Raw genomic sequence first — 21,844 nt, 5'->3', positions numbered from 1 at the left:
TTTAAAAGACTTGATATTTTACTTATTGTAAATGTCTAATAACCAGTCATAGAAACTGTCTTTCCATTTTGAAACCGAATGCCCTTTATCATAAGCCAGTCCAAAACCGTGATCACCTTTTGAATAAATATGTAATTCCGAATTTTTTACTTCGGCAGCAATGGCAGCCAGCCCCGGAATAATTTCTTTTACAGGCATTTTTTTGTCGTCACGGGCAATCGCCATAAAAATAGGAGGTAAGGCCTGAACGTTGTCAATTTTTTTAAAATTGCTTAACGTATTGCCGTGGTAAATTAAAGCAGCAAAAGCGGGTTTCCAGTCTACGGCTTCTTTTGTTTCGGTAGATTTGATTACAATGCGTTCGCTTAGCCAGCCACCGGCCGAAAAGCCCAAAATTCCAATTTTGTCCTTGTCAATTTTTAAGCCTTCCGCCAGTTCTTTCATTTTTAAAATACCTGTTCTGGCATCCTGATAAACGGCTCTTTTATAATCATCCATCGGAATAATCATTTCTCTCTTTTCATCTTTTCTGTTAGTTCTGTATTTTACCACTATACAATTGATCCCCTGTCCGGAAAGCCACATCGCAAGATCAGTTCCTTCTTTATCGACCCAGTTCGTAGTTAAACCTCCACCCGGAAATATAACGACTCCAATATGTTTGTTGTTCGATTCAGAAGCCGGAAATAATTGATAGGTTGGAACCGAAATATTACTGATTACCCTGTTTTTATGGGATAATGACAACGGATTAAGAACAGAGTCAACTACCTTTTCAGGATTAGGATGCGTTACCGTATTTTTTTCAATTCCGTTAGGAAACAAAAGAGTTTCCGGATTGGTTTGGGCGAGTAAATGAGCACAGTTTAATAATAATGAAATCGAAAATGTAATTATGAGTTTTTTCATGTTGGCTGTTGATAGTAAATATGTTATTTTAAGTGTGTTAAAAAATAGTTACAAATTAATAAGCAACACAAATTAAATTAATTAATTCCCATCAACATAGTCTTGTAAATAACTAAATCGCTCTGTAAGTTTACCATTCTCGGTAATTTTGGCTCGTTCCAGAATTCCATCTTTATCTCCGTTAAAAAAAGCCGGAATAACATGTTCCATAAACTGTTCTCCAAAACCTTCACTGGCATCTTTTGGGATTTCACAAGGCAAATTATCAACTGCCATTACTACAATTGCAGCCGGATGAAAAATATCAACTTCTTTATTTTCTGATGGCAGATATCCGTACAAAGGTTCAGCAATTGTAGAAGAACGGAGTGTACTTGCAATTGGGCCATTTATATCACATGAAACGTCAGCGACAACTCTTATTTTACAATCTTTAGCATTCAGCATTTCCTGAGTCAGGATCATTGGTGCATTATTTCCGTAAAAATGCCCGGCTATATAAATGTCACTGACTTTGGTGAATTTTTCGAAATCAGACGTATAATCTTCAGGATGTTGGGTGAAATCTACAAAGTCAAGAATCTTACCGTCAGTTCTTTTATTGTATTCTAAAGCATCAAGCTGTACATAAACTGACTGCGTGTAGTTTTTGGTTAGATAATTTTCTACAGTAATTTCCTTTACTTTGATTGCTTTCAAAATTTCCTGCGCGCCGCTACCAACCTTTCCTGTTCCTGTGATTACAAATTTTAAAGGAGGCAGTGTTATTCTTTTCAAATGCATGATCAGGGCATCTTTTCCTGATAGAGTTTCTGCTTTTGGAAGTTTAAATAATTCAAATTTTATTCCGAACGCACGAATTCCGTTATAAACCCCAACCATTCCGGCATATTTCCCAAACCCGATTAACCTGCGGTTATGTTCATCAACAATCGTTTCATGATCGTATAAAGTGATATTTTTTTCTAATATGGCCTGTAAAAGTTTTTTGTTGTGAGGCTGTTTTTTTATGGTATGCGAAAAAAAGAAATAAGACTTATTCGAAATTAAATTAGCTACAGGAACTTCTTTTACGCCAAATAAAATATCACAATCTGAAACGTCATCAGCAACATTAATTCCCATACTTTTATATTGAAGATCTGAAAAAATTCTAATATCTGAACTTTCAACACTTATATAGGCTTCAGGGTGGAGTTGTTTTAGTTTTGCTAATGCATCAGGGGCAAAGACAACACGTCTGTCAGGTGGATTTTTTCTTTCTTTGATAATTCCGAATTTCATTTATTAGGATTTAAAATTTAATAATATAACTTTTATTTGTTATTTTGTTTTAAATATAACAAATATAGTTAATTTTTTGTTGCTGTTTTCTTATTTTTAATGATTTTGAATCACTATGATCTGATTTTCAAATGGCTAACAAAAAAACGTGTTAATTGTCTTTTAAGGGTATCCGTTTTTAGCTCTCAAAATTACCAAACATAAATATTGAATTCTATATATTTGTTTTTAAAGAATGATGAAAATGAGTTTCCTTAAAAAGACAAATATACCACAAATACTTTTCTCAGTTTTAGTTTTAAGTTCATGTGGAAAAGATAAAAACAACAGTCAGGATGGAGCTGTAAAAGAAAAAGATACATTGGGAAAAATGGTTCCGATGGGGGCTGAAAAAAAAATAAGTGCGGCCTATATTAATTCTGTAAAAGGGAGAATAAATTATTTTTACAATAAAAACTGGCCAAACAACTGCATGAATGGAAGTTTTCTGGTAGCAAAAAACGGTCAGATTATTTTTGAAAGATATAATGGTTTTGCCAATAAAAATGAAGACACTAAAATTACTGCTGATACCCCTGTACAAATTGCGTCTGTAAGCAAAGTACTGACTGCAACTGCTGTTTTAAAATTAATCAATTTAGGCAAAATTGGCCTGGATCAAAAAGTAAATACTATTTTAAAAACTTTTCCATACGAAGAATGTACGGTTCGAATGTTATTGTGCCATCGAAGCGGAATGCGAAATTATGCTTATTTTACAGATCATGACAAATCGGTTTGGGACAGGCACAACCAGCTTACCAATAAAGATATTTTAGACATTCTGGCGACTAAAGATGTAGGTCTGGAGTCAAGGGTAGGTACCCGTTTTGCCTATTGTAATACCAATTACGCCATGCTGGCACTCATAATCGAAAAAATAACGGGACTGACCTACAAAGAAGCAATGTCGCAAATGATTTTCAAACCTCTTGGAATGACGCATACTTATGTTTTTGATGATGATAAAGACAGAAAAAACATTGTTCCTTCTTATAAAGGGAATGGGGTCGAAATTGGTTTTGACTATTTGGATAACGTTTATGGTGATAAAAATATCTTTTCGACAGTTCGTGATCTTTTAAAATTTGACAGAGCCAGATATGCTCCCGATTTTTTAAAACCGGCTTTATTAAAAGAGGTTTACACTGGTCAGAGCAATGAACGTAAAGGTGCCAAAAATTATGGATTAGGAATCAGAATGATCAATTGGGAAACAGGTCAGAATTTTTATTTTCACAATGGCTGGTGGCACGGAAACACATCTTCTTATATTACGCTTCAAAAAGAGCATATAACCATTATAGCATTATCTAATAAAATGACAAGAAATACGTATGCAGTTCGTAAACTGGCTCCAATTTTTGGAGATTATCCTTTTCAGTTTAAAGAAGAAGAGTAATATAATAAGTCACAAAGTCGAAAGTCATAAAGAAATTGTAAATATTGACTTTGTTCCTTTTAAATATACCAATTGCGGAAAACAAAAAGAAGCAACCGTGTGACTTTAAAAACTTTACAACTTTCGACTTTTGGCTTTCTAATTTTTCTGAAAATTTTAATAGAAAGTAACTGCAAATAGTATAAATTTGCAAACTCATTTTTGGGGTCGACTGGTTTTGACAGCAAGTCGAATTGAAAAGTAAGCACGTCGAGCATTGAGACCTTGCTCGTAAATATAAGATCTTACACTTTTACACGGCGAAAATAACTACGCTTTAGCTGCATAATCCGAATTATAGTAAGATTAGCCACGTCCCTACAAGGTAGGGAAGCTGGATTCTCCTTGAAAGCCTTGGTTTGTGGCGTTCTGTTTAGGGGAACCGTAAAAATAAACCTAGATTTCCATGAGCTTCGGGTGGATTTTGAAAATTAAGAAGATAAGTGTTGAGTGGCTGTTTCTGGCCTTGCTTAACATCGAAAATCTAATCAGGAAATAAACGTGTAGAAAGCTCTTTAGTTGCTTGTTTGGACCCGGGTTCGATTCCCGGCGACTCCACGAAAGACAAATAACGCCATTGGAAGACAATGGCGTTATTTTATTTAATAGTGTCTTTACCCACTTCATTTTTTGAGATTGTTCTATCGTTTTAAAGTAAAATGGCCTTTAAAAATGCGATTGTCTTCTAACTTAATAACATACCAGTAATCAGTAGCAGGCATTTTCGTGTTATTATAGGTACCATCCCATCCAATATCAAGAGGACTGATTTGTTTTAATAATTTTCCGAAGCGGTCGAAAATTTGGATATTAGTTTTTGCATTTGACATATGATTCACTTCCTTAAAAAGTTTATAAAGCTGTGAAATATTGCTCAATTTTAGTTTCATCAAATTAAGGATTTATAAAAATTACGGAGAAATAGTTTGTAAAATTAAATGCAACTTTATTGCATTTAAAAATAAGATCTCTATATTTGCAACACTATTGCATTAAATTAAAGGTACTACAAAAGACAAATAAAGAAATTGTCTTATAATGCTATTAATTGGTGGTTCAATTTTCAGTAATGAAAAAGAAATTTATCATAATCAATGTGTTTCTGTCTATGGCAGTATTGTTTTCAATACTGTTTCAGTCCATACATTCTTATGAACATCATACTGAACAACTGGCAGAGAAACATTGTCATTATTCTAAAAGTAAAGCAGAAGTAACCCATAGTCATAGTATTTCTGAAAAATGTTTTACTTGTGATTTTAACTTCATTTTGTTTACAATTACTAATTTTTATGTTTTACACTTTCATAAAAATAGTGCAGTAAACACTTTAACTTCATTTTTCTTTTACCAACATTCCTCTTTTTTTAAAGGAAGCCTTTTCTCTCTTCGGGGTCCGCCAATATTCCAGATTATATAATCTGGAAAAAAAATCTTTTTTTCTGGCTCATCCTGTTTGGCAAATAGTACGCCTTTCATTCATTAGCTTTTCGGTCAAAAATTAACAGCAGCGATTCTTTATACAATTGCAGTAGCAGTACTGTCAAGCTATAATGTTATGTTAAGAATGAAAAAGCATTGCCTGATAAGGAAGGTAACAACTTTAAAATAATATCATAGCGAGATCTAGTGGCGGTTTGAGAAGTGAAGCCAGAATCTCTATTAGTTTTTTTATGATAGTTTCAAAATAGATTCCAAAACGATTTATTTTAAAGTGCTGCCAAATCTAAAAACACACACGCTAAAATCTACATCAAATTAATACCAAAATACATGAAAAAATTACCTGTAACTGTATTATCAGGATTCCTGGGAGCCGGAAAAACGACCCTGCTAAACCATATTCTGCATAACAAAGAAGGATTGAAAGTTGCTGTAATCGTAAACGATATGAGCGAAGTAAATATTGATGCGAATTTGGTAAAAGCAGAAAATACACTTTCCCGCACCGAAGAAAAACTGGTAGAAATGAGCAACGGCTGTATCTGCTGCACGCTTCGGGAAGATTTGATGGTTGAGGTAGAGAAACTGGCCAAAGAAAACCGATTTGATTATCTGCTAATCGAAAGTACCGGCATCAGCGAACCTATTCCTGTAGCCCAGACTTTTACTTTTGTAAACGAGGATGAGAATATTGATTTATCCCGTTTTAGCTACATAGACACTATGGTAACGGTGGTAGATTCCCTGAATTTTTTTAAAGATTTTGGTTCTGCCCAAACGTTGGAAGATATTCAGGCAACCAACATCGAAAATGATAATCGAACGATTGTAAATCTTTTGATGGATCAGGTAGAATTTGCCAATGTAATTATCCTCAATAAAACCGATCTTGTTACCCCAAGCCAATTGAAAGCCCTAAAAGCGTCTATTAAAAAACTGAATCCTGTAGCCAGAATTATTTCTTCTGAATTAGGGAAAGTCAATCCAAACGAAATTATCAATACAGAATTATTTAATTACGAAGAGGCTGAGAATTCAGCAGGATGGATACGCGAACTGGAAGGTATCCATACACCTGAAACCGAAGAATATGGCATTAGTTCGTTTGTTTTTAGAAACGAAAAACCTTTTCATCCGTATCGATTTTGGGATTTTATTTCGAAGGATTTTCCATCCTCTGTTATTCGGAGTAAAGGTTTGTTCTGGATGGCATCCCGTCCCGAACAAGCCATAAACTGGAGTCAGGCTGGAGGTTCTATAAAAGCGGAAAGCGCAGGTGTTTGGTGGGCAAGTATGCCATTGGCAGAGCGAATGAATTATCAAAGCTTTGCCGAAAACCAGGATATTATAGAAGAACGCTGGACACTTGATTTTGGTGACAGACTTAACGAATTAGTATTTATTGGATTTTCTATCAATGAAAAAGAAATGCGAAAACAATTAGAAAACAGTCTTTGCACGGCTGACGAAATTATGGACCTGCAGGATGGTTTTTTCTCTGAGAATGATCCTTTTCCAATTCCCAGAACTGCAGGTAACCTTGTAGATTAAAAAAAAGTTATGTTTACCGTACTATCCTTATAGTGCTTTTGATTTACGGGTTATTAATTATCTTTGAAATACTTAAATAAAATAATAATGAACAGAAGAAAGTTCTTTAAAAATGGCTCTTTATTTACAATCGGGGCAGTAATGATAAATCCTTTACAGGGTTCGGCCAATATTTTAGATTTAGAAACTACTAATAAAAATAAGAAAGCAAAAAATATTATTTTATTGGTTAGTGACGGGATGAGCACGGGAACATTAAACATGACCGATTTATTTCTAAACAGAAAAACGGGCAAAGGCTCAAACTGGATTCAGTTATACAAAGATAACAGGGTTTCAAGGGCTTTAATGGATACAGCCTCTGCGAGTTCTATAGTAACAGATTCATCTGCAGCAAGCTCTTCGTGGGGAGGTGGTTTTAGAGTCAATAATGGTGTACTGAATATAAGTCCGAATGGAGAACCTCATTTACCCATTTGGCAAAAATTTAAAAAGGCAGGAAAAATGGCAGGCTGTGTGACCACCGTTCCTATAACGCACGCTACTCCAGCGGGCTTTTGCGTAAGCAGTAAAAGCAGGAATGCACAGGAGGATATTGCCGAACAGTATTTAGAACTTGGTTTTGATGTTATGATGGGAGGTGGTGCAAACTATTTTAGCCCGGCATTAAGGAAAGATAAAAAAGACATGTTCTCTGCTTTTAAATCAAAGGGATATCAGGTTGTAAAAACGCGATCTGAAATGAATTCAGCTTTAAGTACGCAGCCAATTTTGGGCGTATTTGCAGATGACGGGCTTCCGTATTATGTGGATAGAAATAGTGATGAAAATTTAAAAAAGACAATTCCAGGTCTTGCTGAAATGGCCCAAAAGGCAATTGACAGAATGAAAAATCATAAGGAGGGGTTTGTTTTGCAGATTGAAAGCGGAAAAGTGGATTGGGCAGCACATGGCAATGATATTGCAGGTTTGATACAGGATCAGATTGAATTTGATGAAGCTGTAAAAGCTGCAATAGATTTTGCTGAGAAAGACAAAGAAACTTTGGTTGTTATAACCACAGATCACGGAAATGCAAATCCTGGAATTATTTACGGTAAAGATGCCAACGATAATTTTGACAGTATCCAAAAATATACTCAGACGAACGAATGGATTCTGAATCAGATAAAACCAGAATCTTCTGTTTCGCAAGTAAAAGAAATTATTGAAAAAGCAAATGGCCATTCGGTTTCTGATGAAGAAGCAAAAACAGTCTTAGGATATTATGATGGATTGCATAAAGAAGATGGTTTGTATAATTACAAAAAACTGCCTTATAAAGCTTTTGCAGAAATGCAGGGAAAAATAAATTCGGTAGGCTGGATTAGCATGGATCACTCTGCCGATTATGTTGAACTGGCAATGTTTGGTCCGGGAAGCGAACTTTTAAAACCTTTTGTAAAAAATACTGATTTGCATTATTTGATGCTGAAAGCCGCAGAAGTTGAAAATAAGTTTTAAATGATTATATAAAAGAACCTTACTGTAAATTCTAAATATTAGAATATTTTTTTTAAGTTTCATATCTGGCAAAATTATATCAAATAATGATTAAAAACTCGCATCAATAGTGCGAGTTTTTAATTTGGATCTTATGATAATTGGATCTTGATATTGTTTGATTTTGTTCTGCAAAAGCCATGGCACCTATCCATGTTCCCAGACGATTTACACCATTTGACTGTGAAGGCATTTCGCCTGTGCCCAGCCAGATCATTCCATGCTGCATTGCAATGGCTTGTAAATACTGTAAAGTGATTATTTTGTCTCCGCTTGGTGTTCCTGATATTGTAAATCCTGCGGCGATCTTATTTTTCCATTTTTGCTGTGACCAGCTTCCAATTGTTGCATCGGCAAAGGCTTTAAACTGTGCGGCGCATCCCGCCATATAATTGGCGTTCCAAATATAATGGCATCACTTGTTTCTAATTGGTTTATGACAAGGTCATTTTTATAGCCTCCCCTTATGATATCATTTTCATCTATTGAAATAATATTCAAAGTTGCGCCTTCAAGAGACGAAACTCCCTTGCCAATCGATTCAGCAAACTTTGCTGTACTGCCCGAACCTGAAAAATATATAATGGTTATTTTTTTCATTTTTTACGGTTTAATATTCCTGACGTGTAGGTCGAAACAGAATTTCATTAATATCAGCTTCTTCAGGCTGACTGATCGCAAATTCTACAACGCGTGCAAAAGAATCTGCCGGAATAGCCACAGCCTGATAGAATTGTTGGGTTAATTGATCAGGAACACCATTTACGTTCGGCAGTTCAGTATCTATAACTCCCGGAGAAATAATAGTAGTTCTAATGTTGTAATCTTTGGCTTCCATTCTTAAACCTTCTGAGATTGCTCTTACAGCGGTTTTAGTGGCAGAATAAATTCCTGAACCTTTGCCTATTTTATGTGCTGCAACCGAAGATACATTAATAATATGCCCGGATTTTTGCTCTTTAAAATAAGGTAGTACCGCTGCAATACCATTTAAAACTCCGTTCATGTTTACGTTAATAACCTGATTCCATGTTGCTACATCACAATGTATTAGTGGAGTAGAAGGCATAATTCCGGCATTGTTAAGCAGCACATCTATTTTTCCGAATTTATGTATCAACGCTTCCATCAAAGCTTGCATCTGTGTAAAATTGGTCACATCGGTTTGTACCGCAAGAGCTTTTTTTCCGTTTTTAGAAAACTCTTCGACAAGTGCATCAATACGCTCTAAACGTCTTGCTGCTAAGACAATAATTGCCCCTTTTGCAGATAATGCTTTTGCAGAAGCTTCGCCTAATCCGCTGCTTGCACCTGTAATTACGATTACTTTATTTTCGATATTATTCATTGTAAACCGTTTATTTGTTTAATAATAATTTAGACAATGCTTTACCAACGCTGGCAGCAGACTGCGGATTTTGACCTGTAATTAAACGACCATCAACAATGGTGTTATCACTCCAGTTTGGTGCAGGCTGATGAAACGCTCCATTAATTTTTAAGGCATCGGCTAATAAAAAAGGAACTACATGAGTAGACTGTACCTCTTCCTCTTCGTCGTTTGTAAACGCGGCTACTTTTTTTCCGCTAATTAAGTGCGAACCATCGGTTAATGTAGCATTTACAAGTGCTGCCGGCCCATGACATACGGCTGATACTATCTTGCCATCTTCATAAATTTTGCGAATCGCATTTATAACAGCTGGTGTGTCTGGAAAATCCCACATCGTTCCATGCCCGCCTGCAAAAAATATCGCGTCGTATTGTTTTACATTTACATCTTCCAGTTTCAGGGTGTTATCAATTTTGTTTCTAAAATTCATATCTTCCCAATATTTGGCAATAACAGGATCGTTAAAATCTTCTAATCCGTCAAGCGGAGCGGGTCCTCCTTTTATAGAAGCGATATCTACATGAATTCCGTCATTTTCCAAAACTTCTAACGGATGAGTAACTTCGGCTAAATTAAATCCGGTTGGAAGCTTTGTTTCACCTTTTTCATTACAACTTGTAACTACAAATAATACTTTTTTCATCATTAAAATTGTTGGTTTAATAGTGTGTACTCTATTTTTTCGAAATATTTATAAAGTGGCAGTCGGGCAAGCAGTTTCTGAACTTTATCCTGATCTGTCTCATTAAAAACAAGAACAGCACCACCCATAGCTTCTTTAATAAAAAGATGAGCTAAAACACCTTCTTCCTTCAAGGCTGCCACAACAGCAAATTCATGAGGTAAAATCTCATCAATGTTTTCGACTTTACCTAAAACAGTGTTTACTAATATTGTATTCATATTTTTCTTATTTATTTATGCAGCAAAATTATAGTGCGTCAGAAGTAATTTGTTAAGAATATTTATACCGGTATTTATGAATTTCAAACCATTTCATTTAAAAATAGAGTTTTTATTACTGAGGAAATTTTAGTTTGTTTTCCGAAATAATTTTGGATTCAAACCCGTTGTCTTTTTAAAAACATTATCAAAATAAGAGGTATATTCAAACCCGAGGGTACAGGCTATTTCTGTAATGGTCCAATCGGTATGCAGCAGTAAAATTTTGGCTTCGGTTACAATTCTTTCATTGATGATTTTTAAAATTGTTTTTCCGGTTTCCCTTTTTACCAGACGATTTAGGTAATTGGGATGAACATTCAACTGGCGCGCAAATTCAGCAGCTGTTTTAAAAGGAAGAATACGATTTTTATCCTCTATGGGAAATTGTTCATTAAGCAGATTTAAGAATTTGGAAGAGATTCTTTCGGAGGCTTTTTTACTAATGAAGGCAGCAGGATTATCTCCGTTACTATTCAGTTTTAATGCTTCATGAATCAATATACTGATGAAATTTCGAACCATGTCTTTTCTTTTTAGATACTGACCTTTGCTTTCTTCCAGAATTCTTTCGAAAATAAACTGAATATTAGCTTTTTCCTTATCTTCAATAACTTCATATACAGGAACTTTTTCTATGTTGAAAATAGAAATCAATTCCGTGTTATCTAAATATCCGGCGACCTTCAGGAAATTTTCAGTAAAAAGACAGCTGTAGCCAATTTGTTCGGATTCTGTTTCCCATGAATAGGGTGTATTTATATTGCCAAAAAAAAGATACATCCCATTTATGGTAATACTTTTATCTCTAAAATGTACCGTACTTTTTCCGTCTACCAAACATATTCGATAAAGATCTTTTCTGCCAAAAGAGGGCGTATAAGTATCCAGATTTTCAATTTTAAATGCTTTAAAATCATTCGCATCCATTGACTTGTTTTGCATTAGAATTACTTTCCAATTTTTTCAAAAATAAGCTGCATCATTTCAGAATCTAAGGCTGTCATGTCTACTAATTTTAATGACTTGAGTATTATTTTTGAAAAGATATGTAGTGAAATTAATAGTGATTATGCTTATAGATATGATCTTATAAGAGCTTATGTTGCAGAACTTATTCATTATGGACAGAAATTAATACCTAATGTAAGCAGGAATGAATTGCGTAACGCTCCCCAGAGAATTGCTGAAAAGTTTTTTGATCTTTTGGAACAGCAGTTTTCTATCAACTCTCCTGCCGATAGGGTACAAGTGCGCACACCAAAAGAATATGCTGAAAAACTTTGTGTACATGTTAATTATCTCAACAAAAACCTAAAAGAAATTACTGGAAAATCTACCAGTGAATTATTAGGAGGAAGAACCGTTCGCGAAGGCAAAATTCTTTTAAAGCACAGTGACTGGAGTATTGCTCAAATCGCATTTTCCCTTGGCTTTGATGAGGTCTCTCATTTTTCTAAATTCTTCAAAAAACACAGTGGCTTGACACCGCTTTCTTTCCGTCAGATATAAAAAATAGTTTGATTTGTCTAAAAGTCTGTTTGTATTGTATATCCGTAACGGTTATATGATCTCGACCTTTGACTACTATTAAATTAAATAAAATTATATGGAACTTAGTAACAATAAAATTTTAATTACCGGCGGTGCTACCGGTATAGGATTTGGAATGGCAGAGCGTTTTATTAAAGAAGGAAATACTGTGATCATTTGTGGAAGACGACTGGATGCGCTTGAAGAAGCAGTTTTTAAACTTCCTTCACTTATAATAAAACAATGTGATCTTGAATTGGAAAGCGAACGTGAGGCACTCTATCATTGGATTGAGAAAGAGCATAGCGATTTAAGTGTTTTGGTAAACAATGCGGGTATACAAAACTGGATGTCACTTGAGGATCCTGAGTTTTTTAACAAAGTCAAAAGAGAGATTACCATTAATGTTGAAGCCCCATTGCATCTAACTGTTTTGTTCAAAGAGCTTAAGCCATTAAAAACAATAATAAATGTAACTTCAGGACTTGCTTTTGTGCCTCTTATCAAAGCTCCTGTTTACTGTGCTACAAAAGCCTTTTTTCACTCCTTTACTCTTTCTCTTGGTCGCCTGCTTGAAGATCGTGCGATAGAGGTAATTGAGGTTATTCCTCCGGCATTGAATACTGATCTTGGAGGTAAAGGAATACATGATATGTGGGATTCGGTAGATACTTTTATTGATTCTATTTTTAGGCAGTTAAAAGAAGGTAAAAAAAGTGTATCGCATGGTTTTAGTATAGCAATGAGTAATGCAGGAAAGGAAACATTGGAAGGTATTTTCAATCAGATGAATCCCAAAGAATAGTTTTTGTTTTATTGATTTTTAGCGATTTCTTCGAGTTTTCGCCTTTAGAAATAAAGGTGACTGTCAACGTTATATTAGACTTGGCATGTGAAGCTATCGTTATAACGGAATATGGTTTTGATAAAAAAACAATATGCTGTTATCCAACAGAAGAGCCAAAGCAACTATTGAATGGTTTGTAAAAAGAGGAGTTGCAGTAAACAGATTAACTGGTAAAGGATATGGTGAAGCAAATTGATTAATAAATGCTTAGATGATATAGATTGTACAGAGAAAGAGCACCAATTAAATAGAAGAAGTGAGTTTGTAATTATTTCAATGGAGTAGTTTTTCTAATCTGATTTTGTTTTTGAAATGTTTATTAAAAAGGATTTAAGTTTAAAGTAATATTTTATTGTCTTGAAGCTTACATCCTTAGTTTTATAATAAAAAAACCGTTGGGTGAAATTAAAAATAAGTGTCAGGCTGAGTCCATTCGTCTTCGCTCAGGATAAACTTAGTCGAAGTCCTTTCGTGTTCAAAAGCCTTCGACTCCGCTCAGGATGACATCAATTCCTTAAGTCATAAATGATGTTTTACTCCCGATTTTATACTTTTTATAATCAAATCAGTTTTTTTAATCAATTTCACCCAACGGGTTGATTATAGTAATTTCTGAATTGTTTTTTAATTCATTTCGATTTTTTTCTAAAACAGGTATTTATACGTTGTGTGAGGCGGTTTTATTAATATAATTTTATTCTTGTTAATTTAATTGCTGGATTTTACAATTATTGTAATGTGTATAAAGCGTTATCATATTTACTAAGTTTTAGATCTGTTTAACTGTATTGAATATCTTTTTAATTATTTCATTTTCATTGTTTTAATTTTAAAGAAAACATTTTCAGGTTATCTAAAATTAATGTTATGACAAAATATTGATACATCTATGAATTATATTTTTATTTAATAATTTAATCAATACGTAATGGACTTAAAAGAAAAATTTAATCAAATTGGACAAAAACCGGACATGATTCTTATTATTACCGATGAGCAACGTGCAACACAACATTTTCCTCCGGGATGGGAGGAGAAAAACCTTCCAACTCTTACATTTCTAAAACAGAATGGATTTAGTTTTGACAGAGCTTTTTGTAACACCTGTATGTGTTCTCCTAGTCGTGCAACGTTATTTACAGGAACCTATCCTGCTAAACATGGAGTGAGCCAAACTTTAACCGAAGGAGGTCTTTTATCTCCACAAGAACCAACACTCAGTAATGCGCTGCCTAATATCATGAATGTACTTTGGGCAGATGGCTATGATGTGCAATACAGAGGTAAATGGCATATGAGTAAAGGAGTTGCTCCTAATGGCACTAAAACAAATTACGAAGATTTAACCGCTGCAGATATTTCGTTATATGGGGCAATGGGCTGGGTTGCACCAGATGCAGGTGAAGATGTTAATCCGCTTAATTTTGGTGGTGGATATGCAAATCATGATGCAAAATATACAGCTCAAGCCATAGAATATTTAAAGAGTGTAAAAGCTCAAAGAGCCGCAGGAATTCATAAACCTTACTGTCTTATTCTTTCACTGGTTAATCCGCATGATGTTTTAGCGTATCCAAAAACGGCCGGAACGTCGGGATATCATACAGAAACCTGGTCGGGCAGGGAAATTGGACTTCCGGCGACTGTCAATGAAAATTTGCTTGAAAATAAAAAGCCTATGGCTCAGGAACAAATTTTACTCAATATGGCATTAAGTCTGGGTGAAATAGCTACTCCGGAGGATAAACTGAACTATATTAATTTTTATGGTTATTTATTAAGTCATGTTGACAAGGAAATTGGTTACTTAATTAAGGAACTATATAAAGAAGATGAGAATGGAAATAAATTGGCAGATTCTGCAATTGTTACTTTAACCTCAGATCATGGAGAAATGGGGTTGGCTCACGGTGGTTTGCGTCAGAAAACTTTTGTAGCCTATGAAGAAGCGTTAAGAGTGCCACTTGTAATTTCAAATCCAATACTATTCAAAGATCACAGTATAAAGCAATCAATGGCATTAGCCACATTGGCAGATATTATGCCCACTTTTATCGACATAGCAAATGTATCAAATCCACCTACAGGACTTGCAGGTACAAGTTTACTTCCAATAATGGAGAATAATACTCCTGTCCAGCATAGTATCTTATTTACTTATGACGATATTAAGGCTGGTTCTAATAGTAACTGGACAATTGTAAAAGCGGCTAATCGTATTCGTTGTATAAGAACAGAAAAATGGAAATTTGATTATTATTTTGATGCATCAACAGCTTATTTCAAGCAATATGAACTGTATGATTTAATTAATGATCCATTAGAGATTACAAATCTTGCTTACGATCCTGAATACAGTGAAATTAGAAGAGATTTAGAAGAGCAATTGCATCAGCTTGAGATAGAAAAACTCTGGGTTAATATGCCAAAAGATGTTTATAGTACTACAATATTCAACTAAAAAAGCATCTTTAAAAATCTAAAAAATATCAATTAATAATAAAAACACACACATCATGTCACAAAATATAAATTCAGAAGTGAATACAGTAAGTTATACAGATTTTAATAATCCTGCCGGACAAACCACCATACAGGGAATAAGAGGGGTTTCAGAGTCTGAAAATGTATATATTGCAGGCAGTTTATTAAGTGAGAACAATCTTGTTCAGGGATTAATTTACGAAGGAACACTTAAAGCAAATGGGAATGAAGGGAAGTGGTATGTTGTTAATTTTCCGAGTACACCAACAGCAGCGGTTATTAACACCTCTTGTTACGGACCTAATAACGGACCTCATGGCACAATACAAATTGTTGGATCTTATAAAATAGCCGCTTCTACCGGTAAAGCTCCAAGTGGAAATCTAGGATTTTATTACGAAGGTGCTATTGATGGTTCCGGAACATGGGTTCAGGTATCACCTAATGGAGGAAATACCAATAATGTATTTGTTCACAGTGTAATGGGTGGTATAGCTGTTGGAAATTATGATGTTGAAAATGATAAGAACGGATATGCATTTTTATACAATACATCCAGTAAAGAATGTACCGGGTTTAAAGTGCCGGATTCATTAACCACCACTTTATATGGTATTTGGCATAATGGTGGAGACAGTTATACAATGGCCGGAGGATACACTAGTCTCAAACTAGGAAAAATAAGTCAGGCCTTTCTGGTAGATTACAATTCTAAAACCAAAGAAACCAGTAATTTAAAATCGTTTAGTTACAAGAACGAAACAGCTTTATCCATAATTACTCATTTTGAAGGTATTACAGTTGCTAAAGATAATGGTTATAATATGCCATCGGATTGGATTACTGTAAATGGAGAAAAAAACGGAGCATCTTTTGTTTCTGTAAACAGAAATTCTGACGGATCATTTGGAGAAGCAAATTGGATTGATATTGATTTTCCGGATTCCAGTGTAACAAGTGCTAATACTGTATATAGAAATAACATATTAGGTATTTATGTAGTCGAAAATAGTGCTGATACCAAAACAGTATCTTCTTTTGTAGCAAAAGTAAGTTGAAAAAAGTAGTAATGTAATTTGAAGTATTATATAAAAAATGTGCAAATGTCTACGGATTTTGCGCATTTTTTATGCTTTTATATCTCTCATTCAGTATATAGTTTGTCTTGTGACCTATAATCTCTGCTTTGTGTCATTTTTTTATAATTGATTTTGTATCTCCAGTAATTTAGACCTATGACAATGCTTGTGTATTGTTCTAAATGCATGTCCAAAATCTACTATAAAGAAAAAAACTATGAACACAGAAAACTACGATGTAATTGTTATTGGTGGAGGGCCAATAGGTCTGGCTACGGCATACCATCTTGGTAAACGAAAAGCAAAAACATTGGTGTTGGAACAATTTACGTTTGTAAACCAATTAGGCAGTTCTGCCGGAGTTTCTCGCCAGTTTAGAATTCCATATCCGGATGAATATATGGTGCAAATGGCTTTAGACGCACAGCCTTACTGGGATGAACTGGAAAAAGAAACCGATACAAAATTATTGGATAAAGTAGGTACACTTTGGTTTGGAGACCCCGAAGTACATTCTACAGAAGGAAATATAGCAGAGGCCGAAGAAGCGCTAAAAGCATTAAACGTTCCGTATACCACTTTAACAGCGAAAGAAATTGAAGCAAAATACCATTTTAAAAATCTGCCTGAAACCTATACCGGATTGTTTCAGGCCGATGGTGCCAGCATTAATTTTAAGGCAACAAATGAAGCGCTTCTAGACTTGTGTAAAAAAGAAGAAACGGTTCATTTAGAAGAAAATTCACCAGTGCTTAAAATCAATCATGTTGGTAAACTCTTTGAAATTATTACGCCAAACGGATCTTATATTACTAAAAAACTAGCTATCGTCCCTGGTCCGTACATTAATAGCGTAATCAACTTACTAGATTTTAAAATTGATGCTGTTTATTGGAATATGTCTTCGGCTTATTTTAAAAAGACCGATCCGGCTATACAATATCCAACCTGGTTTGTATTTCAAAATCCAATAGGTGAAAACGGCAATCAGTTTTATGGTTTTCCTGAAGTCGATTGGGATCATCCGGAATACATTCGTGTAGCGCCTGATTTTGTAATAGAACCTTTAGAAGAACCCAGCGACAGAACATTAATTCCTAACCGACAAGAACTGGGCTACACTTCTGATTGGGTAAAAGAACATATGACAGGATTAAGCGCAGAGCCTGAATATACTTCCACATGTCTTATCGCCCTGAGCACAATACCTAATAAAGAATTACTGATTGATTTTGCACCAAGTTATGTACCCAATCATGAAAATATTGTGCTATACGCCACAGGATGGGCAGCAAAATTCACTCCTTTTTTAGGAAAAATCATGTCTGACCTTGTATTAGACGGACATACAGATTTTGATATTACGCCATTTCAATTAGGGCACAAATTCTTTAAAGCATTTTAAATATGTATTATTATGAATAAAAATACTGATCTAAACACAGGACTGCATCCTGGTTTAAAAACAGAAGTAGCTATTATTGGTGCCGGAACTTCAGGGTTGTACACTGCATATCGTCTGGTAACAGATAAAAAGTTTACAGCTGGCGAAGTGCAAATTTTTGATATGAACAGTAAACTCGGCGGAAGACTCGAATCTGTTATTATGCCGGGAATGAATTTCTGGGGAGAACTTGGAGGAATGCGTTACCTGACTTCTCAGGAAATCGTAACAACATTAATTGAAGGCTATATACCTCCGGAAAATCCGAACATACGTATTCCTGTTTTGAAAGACAAAATGACGCCTGTTCCGTTTCCTATGGGTGAATCTTCAAAACTATTAATGTATCTTAGAAAAGAGCGTTTTAAACAAGATGCCTGGACGGTTGCTCAGGGACAAAATCAGAAATTACCAACCCGATATTACCTGAATAATAATGATTTTGGTTTCAGTTCAGATCAATTGTTCAATAAAATCATTTATGATGTTTTAATGGCAGATTCTTGGGTTGCTGCGACTTATGGAAAAAAAATTAAACAAGGTCCTTCAATCTATGATTATGCATTTGAATTAACCAGTAGAGATTGGGATGATATAAAACCTAAACTGGTATATAATTTCCCCAATTCTCCTTACAACAAGCGTAAAGTAAACGATTTAGGATTCTGGAATTTAATCAAAGATCAGGTTTCACAGGAAGGATATGAATTTTTAGCCAATGCCGGAGGATATTATTCGAATACCATTAATTGGAACTCCGCAGAGGCTTTTCCTTATATGGTTGGAGATTTCTCAGCAGGAACAATTTATAAAACCATTGAAGAGGGTTATGACAGTATCGCTTATGCAATAGCCAATTCATATATGGATCATGAAGGTGCCTGCATTTGGTCTGAAAACAAACTGCTTACTTTCACAAAAGAGCATCCTTCAAAAGATACACATAAATACGAACTGACTTTTCTAAATCTGAAAACCAATACCGAATGGAAAGTGTATGCCAATACTTTAGTTCTTGCCATGCCGAGAAAATCTCTGGAACTTTTAGATCAGAATAATTTCTTTTTCAACATTAACGAAAATTCGGTTTTAAATACCAATATCCGATCCGTAATTATGGAACCGGCTTTTAAGATATTAATGGGCTTTCCGCATCCCTGGTGGAAAGAATTAGGAATTGATTCAGGGCATTCTATCACCGATTTACCAATGAGACAGTGTTATTATTTTGGTACAGATGCCGAAAATGATAATTCGATGTTGCTGGGAAGTTATGGAGACATGGAAACAGAAACCTTTTGGAAAGCACTTTCTGATGATAAAGTACTTTTTGAAGTAAAAGCGGCCAAATCAGCATCATTAAAAGAACTTCATCAACTAAATGATGTTCAGGCGACTAAAATGATGGTGGGCGAGTTAATGAACCAGCTTCGCGAACTGCACGGTCCAGATGTAACGATACCGGAACCTTATGTAACTTATTTTAAAGACTGGACAGACGAACCTTTTGGCGCAGGATATCATGCATGGAAAGCCGGATTTTCTGTTGAAAATGTAATGCCGTACATGAGAAAACCGGTAGCTGACGAGCAAATCCATATTTGTGGAGAAGCCTATTCTGATCAGCAAGGCTGGGTTGAAGGAGCTTTCTGTGAAGCAGAAAAAATGCTGCAGGAGTATTTTGGTCTCGATCGTCCGTTCTGGTTGTCTAAAGATTATTATTTGGGATGGTAAAATGAAGTTACTTCTTAAAAAAGAGAGGCTGCCAACCCTGTTATGCACAAATTATTAATTTTAAAAACGATATCATGTTAAAACGTAAAAACGCTGAAAATGAGATAAATTTATCTCAGGTCAATTCAGATGAAAACAAAAATAAAGTCTTCCTGGGAGCTGTTCAGGAAGCTAACGAAGGTGTATTAGCTTCTTTGATGAAAGGATATACAAAACTTCAAATTGAAGATCCCATTAGACCTTTTCATGAAAATGATTTGCAAAACATAGTAAACAATGTAGATTATGGCGTTTTAGAAGCATTACAGGGTACTTGGGTTAGCTACAATAGTGACAAGGATAGAAAAATGATTGGGAGCGGTATACATACTACCATCATGCCTTCGCCTGGCACAAATGCAGGAACAATTCCGGGAAAATATAGTTTTGACTGTCAGGAGTATATAGAAAAACTAACATTTGATCTGGTTCCTGGAGGAGTTCGTAATCGAGGTGGGGCAAACGAACAATTTTGCGGAGCTGTAAAATATGACCAAAGCATTAAAAGCGTAACTACTGTTGAAGGTCAGGATGCTTTGCAATATACCCCAATTCACGAAGAAACCGGTATGTATTTATGGTTGAGCGATGTATTTAATTATGCGGCGACTGAAAAAACGATTAGTGAAGATCGCGGTATACACCCGGTATCACCGCTTAATCCCAACAAAGATTTATATAAAAGCGGCTATCAGGACGAAACGCTATTTTTGATTGTAAATGATTTGGGTCAAAAAGAATATGTAACGCAGGAAAATTTAAATGGCCGAAAATATTATGAAATTATCGCAGCCAAAGAGCTTAAAGTTGGAGCTGGTCAAACGGGGCAATATTTTATACCGGATTACTCTATTTCCAGAAGTGGCGTAATTCCGCACGGAAGCACTATAACTTTATTAGGAGATTTGGTTCGAAATAATGCGGCTGGAATTGAAGATGACAAAAAATTCTTATTCATAGGTCCGCCACCATTTCCGGAGGGTGATGCTGCCTGGAGATACGATCATCTTTCAATTTCAAGAACCATGGGAGGAGCCGGAGCAAGCGAAAGTAATCCTATTAATCTTGACGCACCACCACCTGCCTGGGTATTTGAAAAACTTAATGATGTTAATGATCCCGGAGAAAATAAAATCTACACACAGCGCATACTTGCAGATCCTTTATATCCTTATTCCGTAAGGCCGGATTTACGTCTTCGTGATTCTAATAAAGACAGTAACATCATCAATTATGTTTTTATCCAAATGTCATCCAAAAATAAAACCGGAGCGCAAGGAGGAATATTAAATATTCCGTTTGTAAATCGTTTTGTTCCTACAGTCGAAATGAATACGAACATGTGGATTGAAACTGTTGTTGAAGACGGAAAAGAAATCCTTCAGCTGCAATACGAACAAATTATATTCTTCGAATTTGATTTTGGAGATGACGGAGGTACTACTAGCTGGCCTCATATTCAGGTAAATACACTTCGAAAAATTGAAGATGTTTCTGATGATCAGAGACGCTTAATCGAAGAGCAGTTTTTTAGTGATAAAAAAAATGCATCTGCTTCAGGATGCCCTTATCATAAAGAGTGAAAAAAATGAAATACCTAAGGAGCGTAAAGTAAAAAACGAAAATATTCATATCTAAAAAATGACAGAAAAGGGTATTTAAACAGATGTATGCTTAATAAAGCCCAATTCCTTTAAAAATTGGGCTTTATAATTAGCGTCCTGGCATGATCTCAAATGTATAAAACAGGTTTTTATACTTTGCTTATGTGTTAATTAAAAAATTAGAAGTTATAAAAAAACAGGTAGAAATACTTGTTTTTTTTGTAAGAAAAGTATATATTTTTACTTGATATAACTAAACGTCGTAACAGCTTATGAAAGCAAAACTACTTTTTTTGTTCGTCTTCCTTTTTATAATAAATACTTCTTTTTCGCAGGTAATGTGTCAGAAATATGGCATATCAAAATGTATAGATACCTAATTTTAAGTATCGATATTTTATACTTCTTTATCCAAAAACTTATAGACTATTTTATCCGTTCTGTGTATAAAAAAAGCTTCCTCATGACATTTAATCGTAAAAAAGGGTTATGATAAAATAAATTTACCAGAGAAGGGTATTCAGCAGATTTATTTC

General features: G+C 34.9%; 19 protein-coding genes and 1 other RNA gene. 11 read left to right on the top strand and 9 right to left on the bottom strand.

Annotation, left to right across the window (positions count from 1 at the left end; all coding sequences use genetic code 11):
- Positions 1–18: 18 nt before the first annotated feature.
- Both FLACHUCJ7_RS10285 and FLACHUCJ7_RS10280 read right to left on the bottom strand, forming a co-directional pair.
- Positions 19–909, bottom strand: coding sequence for an alpha/beta hydrolase (locus FLACHUCJ7_RS10285; RefSeq protein WP_180908847.1), 891 nt, complete (start codon positions 907–909; stop codon positions 19–21).
- A gap of 81 nt (positions 910–990) precedes the next feature.
- Positions 991–2,193 (bottom strand): NAD(P)-dependent oxidoreductase, encoded by a 1,203-nt coding sequence (locus tag FLACHUCJ7_RS10280; RefSeq protein WP_180908846.1) that lies wholly within the window; start codon positions 2,191–2,193, stop codon positions 991–993.
- Positions 2,194–2,431: 238 nt separating this feature from the next.
- On the opposite strand from FLACHUCJ7_RS10280, the gene FLACHUCJ7_RS10275 reads away from it, so the two are divergent.
- A complete protein-coding gene (locus FLACHUCJ7_RS10275) occupies positions 2,432–3,634 on the top strand; it encodes a serine hydrolase domain-containing protein (protein ID WP_180909086.1) in 1,203 nt (400 codons plus the stop codon).
- A gap of 203 nt (positions 3,635–3,837) precedes the next feature.
- Positions 3,838–4,234: a transfer-messenger RNA gene (gene ssrA / locus FLACHUCJ7_RS10270) on the top strand.
- A gap of 80 nt (positions 4,235–4,314) precedes the next feature.
- Here the strand turns inward: ssrA and FLACHUCJ7_RS10265 are convergent.
- A complete protein-coding gene (locus FLACHUCJ7_RS10265) occupies positions 4,315–4,563 on the bottom strand; it encodes a T9SS type B sorting domain-containing protein (RefSeq protein ID WP_180908845.1) in 249 nt (82 codons plus the stop codon).
- A 457-nt stretch (positions 4,564–5,020) separates the two neighbouring features.
- Positions 5,021–5,152: a hypothetical protein gene (locus tag FLACHUCJ7_RS25545; RefSeq protein WP_262891023.1), complete on the bottom strand. Its 132-nt coding sequence runs from the start codon at positions 5,150–5,152 to the stop codon at positions 5,021–5,023.
- A 294-nt stretch (positions 5,153–5,446) separates the two neighbouring features.
- Here FLACHUCJ7_RS25545 and FLACHUCJ7_RS10260 point away from each other — a divergent pair, with 294 nt between their 5' ends.
- Positions 5,447–6,667: a GTP-binding protein gene (locus tag FLACHUCJ7_RS10260; RefSeq protein ID WP_180908843.1), complete on the top strand. Its 1,221-nt coding sequence runs from the start codon at positions 5,447–5,449 to the stop codon at positions 6,665–6,667.
- Positions 6,668–6,754: 87 nt separating this feature from the next.
- Complete coding sequence (locus FLACHUCJ7_RS10255; RefSeq protein WP_180908842.1) at positions 6,755–8,170, top strand: alkaline phosphatase; 1,416 nt, start codon at positions 6,755–6,757, stop codon at positions 8,168–8,170.
- Between the two features lie 103 nt (positions 8,171–8,273).
- Here FLACHUCJ7_RS10255 and FLACHUCJ7_RS10250 read toward each other — a convergent pair whose 3' ends face one another.
- The 5 genes from FLACHUCJ7_RS10250 to FLACHUCJ7_RS10230 all read right to left on the bottom strand — a co-directional run bounded on the left by FLACHUCJ7_RS10250 (position 8,274) and on the right by FLACHUCJ7_RS10230 (position 11,489).
- Positions 8,274–8,597 carry a flavodoxin family protein gene (locus FLACHUCJ7_RS10250; RefSeq protein WP_180908841.1) on the bottom strand — a complete coding sequence of 108 codons (324 nt, stop codon included), beginning with the start codon at positions 8,595–8,597 and terminating at the stop codon, positions 8,274–8,276.
- A 222-nt stretch (positions 8,598–8,819) separates the two neighbouring features.
- The gene (locus FLACHUCJ7_RS10245; protein WP_180908840.1) at positions 8,820–9,557 is read right to left on the bottom strand and encodes an SDR family oxidoreductase; all 738 of its coding nucleotides are present in this window, start codon (positions 9,555–9,557) and stop codon (positions 8,820–8,822) included.
- 10 nt (positions 9,558–9,567) lie between these two features.
- Complete coding sequence (locus tag FLACHUCJ7_RS10240; protein ID WP_180908839.1) at positions 9,568–10,248, bottom strand: type 1 glutamine amidotransferase domain-containing protein; 681 nt, start codon at positions 10,246–10,248, stop codon at positions 9,568–9,570.
- Positions 10,248–10,505 carry a muconolactone Delta-isomerase family protein gene (locus FLACHUCJ7_RS10235; RefSeq protein ID WP_180908838.1) on the bottom strand — a complete coding sequence of 86 codons (258 nt, stop codon included), beginning with the start codon at positions 10,503–10,505 and terminating at the stop codon, positions 10,248–10,250. Before FLACHUCJ7_RS10235 ends, FLACHUCJ7_RS10240 begins: the two co-directional genes overlap by 1 nt.
- 129 nt (positions 10,506–10,634) lie before the next feature.
- On the bottom strand, positions 10,635–11,489 hold the full coding sequence (locus FLACHUCJ7_RS10230; protein WP_180908837.1) for a helix-turn-helix domain-containing protein: 855 nt from the start codon (positions 11,487–11,489) through the stop codon (positions 10,635–10,637).
- Between the two features lie 60 nt (positions 11,490–11,549).
- Between FLACHUCJ7_RS10230 and FLACHUCJ7_RS10225 the strand changes: the two genes are divergently transcribed.
- The 7 genes from FLACHUCJ7_RS10225 to FLACHUCJ7_RS10195 all read left to right on the top strand — a co-directional run bounded on the left by FLACHUCJ7_RS10225 (position 11,550) and on the right by FLACHUCJ7_RS10195 (position 21,287).
- Positions 11,550–12,056 carry a helix-turn-helix domain-containing protein gene (locus FLACHUCJ7_RS10225; protein ID WP_180908836.1) on the top strand — a complete coding sequence of 169 codons (507 nt, stop codon included), beginning with the start codon at positions 11,550–11,552 and terminating at the stop codon, positions 12,054–12,056.
- A 97-nt stretch (positions 12,057–12,153) separates the two neighbouring features.
- The gene (locus tag FLACHUCJ7_RS10220) at positions 12,154–12,882 is read left to right on the top strand and encodes an SDR family oxidoreductase (protein ID WP_180908835.1); all 729 of its coding nucleotides are present in this window, start codon (positions 12,154–12,156) and stop codon (positions 12,880–12,882) included.
- Positions 12,883–13,852: 970 nt separating this feature from the next.
- Positions 13,853–15,385, top strand: coding sequence for a sulfatase-like hydrolase/transferase (locus FLACHUCJ7_RS10215; protein WP_078226396.1), 1,533 nt, complete (start codon positions 13,853–13,855; stop codon positions 15,383–15,385).
- A gap of 55 nt (positions 15,386–15,440) precedes the next feature.
- A complete protein-coding gene (locus FLACHUCJ7_RS10210; protein ID WP_180908834.1) occupies positions 15,441–16,466 on the top strand; it encodes a hypothetical protein in 1,026 nt (341 codons plus the stop codon).
- Between the two features lie 238 nt (positions 16,467–16,704).
- Positions 16,705–17,892, top strand: coding sequence for an FAD-dependent oxidoreductase (locus tag FLACHUCJ7_RS10205; protein ID WP_180908833.1), 1,188 nt, complete (start codon positions 16,705–16,707; stop codon positions 17,890–17,892).
- 12 nt (positions 17,893–17,904) lie between these two features.
- Positions 17,905–19,665 (top strand): flavin monoamine oxidase family protein, encoded by a 1,761-nt coding sequence (locus tag FLACHUCJ7_RS10200; protein ID WP_078226399.1) that lies wholly within the window; start codon positions 17,905–17,907, stop codon positions 19,663–19,665.
- Positions 19,666–19,739: 74 nt separating this feature from the next.
- The gene (locus tag FLACHUCJ7_RS10195; protein WP_180908832.1) at positions 19,740–21,287 is read left to right on the top strand and encodes a peroxidase, FMP-type; all 1,548 of its coding nucleotides are present in this window, start codon (positions 19,740–19,742) and stop codon (positions 21,285–21,287) included.
- Positions 21,288–21,844 lie beyond the last annotated feature (557 nt).

Origin of the sequence: Flavobacterium salmonis (genome assembly GCF_903819435.1) — a bacterium.
Taxonomy (GTDB): Bacteria; Bacteroidota; Bacteroidia; order Flavobacteriales; family Flavobacteriaceae; genus Flavobacterium; species Flavobacterium chungangense.
Note: the sequence above shows the minus strand (reverse complement) of the source record. Positions and strands in the feature narration are given on the sequence as shown.

Coding starts and splice junctions, on each gene's coding strand:
- FLACHUCJ7_RS25545 (WP_262891023.1), bottom strand. CDS start 5,152: ATGAAAGGCGTACTATTTGCCAAACAGGATGAGCCAGAAAAAAAGATT.
- FLACHUCJ7_RS10205 (WP_180908833.1), top strand. CDS start 16,705: ATGAACACAGAAAACTACGATGTAATTGTTATTGGTGGAGGGCCAATA.
- FLACHUCJ7_RS10250 (WP_180908841.1), bottom strand. CDS start 8,597: ATGGCGGGATGCGCCGCACAGTTTAAAGCCTTTGCCGATGCAACAATT.
- FLACHUCJ7_RS10280 (WP_180908846.1), bottom strand. CDS start 2,193: ATGAAATTCGGAATTATCAAAGAAAGAAAAAATCCACCTGACAGACGT.
- FLACHUCJ7_RS10245 (WP_180908840.1), bottom strand. CDS start 9,557: ATGAATAATATCGAAAATAAAGTAATCGTAATTACAGGTGCAAGCAGC.
- FLACHUCJ7_RS10225 (WP_180908836.1), top strand. CDS start 11,550: ATGTCTACTAATTTTAATGACTTGAGTATTATTTTTGAAAAGATATGT.
- FLACHUCJ7_RS10275 (WP_180909086.1), top strand. CDS start 2,432: ATGAAAATGAGTTTCCTTAAAAAGACAAATATACCACAAATACTTTTC.
- FLACHUCJ7_RS10220 (WP_180908835.1), top strand. CDS start 12,154: ATGGAACTTAGTAACAATAAAATTTTAATTACCGGCGGTGCTACCGGT.
- FLACHUCJ7_RS10235 (WP_180908838.1), bottom strand. CDS start 10,505: ATGAATACAATATTAGTAAACACTGTTTTAGGTAAAGTCGAAAACATT.
- FLACHUCJ7_RS10210 (WP_180908834.1), top strand. CDS start 15,441: ATGTCACAAAATATAAATTCAGAAGTGAATACAGTAAGTTATACAGAT.
- FLACHUCJ7_RS10215 (WP_078226396.1), top strand. CDS start 13,853: ATGGACTTAAAAGAAAAATTTAATCAAATTGGACAAAAACCGGACATG.
- FLACHUCJ7_RS10200 (WP_078226399.1), top strand. CDS start 17,905: ATGAATAAAAATACTGATCTAAACACAGGACTGCATCCTGGTTTAAAA.
- FLACHUCJ7_RS10255 (WP_180908842.1), top strand. CDS start 6,755: ATGAACAGAAGAAAGTTCTTTAAAAATGGCTCTTTATTTACAATCGGG.
- FLACHUCJ7_RS10285 (WP_180908847.1), bottom strand. CDS start 909: ATGAAAAAACTCATAATTACATTTTCGATTTCATTATTATTAAACTGT.
- FLACHUCJ7_RS10195 (WP_180908832.1), top strand. CDS start 19,740: ATGTTAAAACGTAAAAACGCTGAAAATGAGATAAATTTATCTCAGGTC.
- FLACHUCJ7_RS10260 (WP_180908843.1), top strand. CDS start 5,447: ATGAAAAAATTACCTGTAACTGTATTATCAGGATTCCTGGGAGCCGGA.
- FLACHUCJ7_RS10230 (WP_180908837.1), bottom strand. CDS start 11,489: ATGCAAAACAAGTCAATGGATGCGAATGATTTTAAAGCATTTAAAATT.
- FLACHUCJ7_RS10240 (WP_180908839.1), bottom strand. CDS start 10,248: ATGATGAAAAAAGTATTATTTGTAGTTACAAGTTGTAATGAAAAAGGT.
- FLACHUCJ7_RS10265 (WP_180908845.1), bottom strand. CDS start 4,563: ATGAAACTAAAATTGAGCAATATTTCACAGCTTTATAAACTTTTTAAG.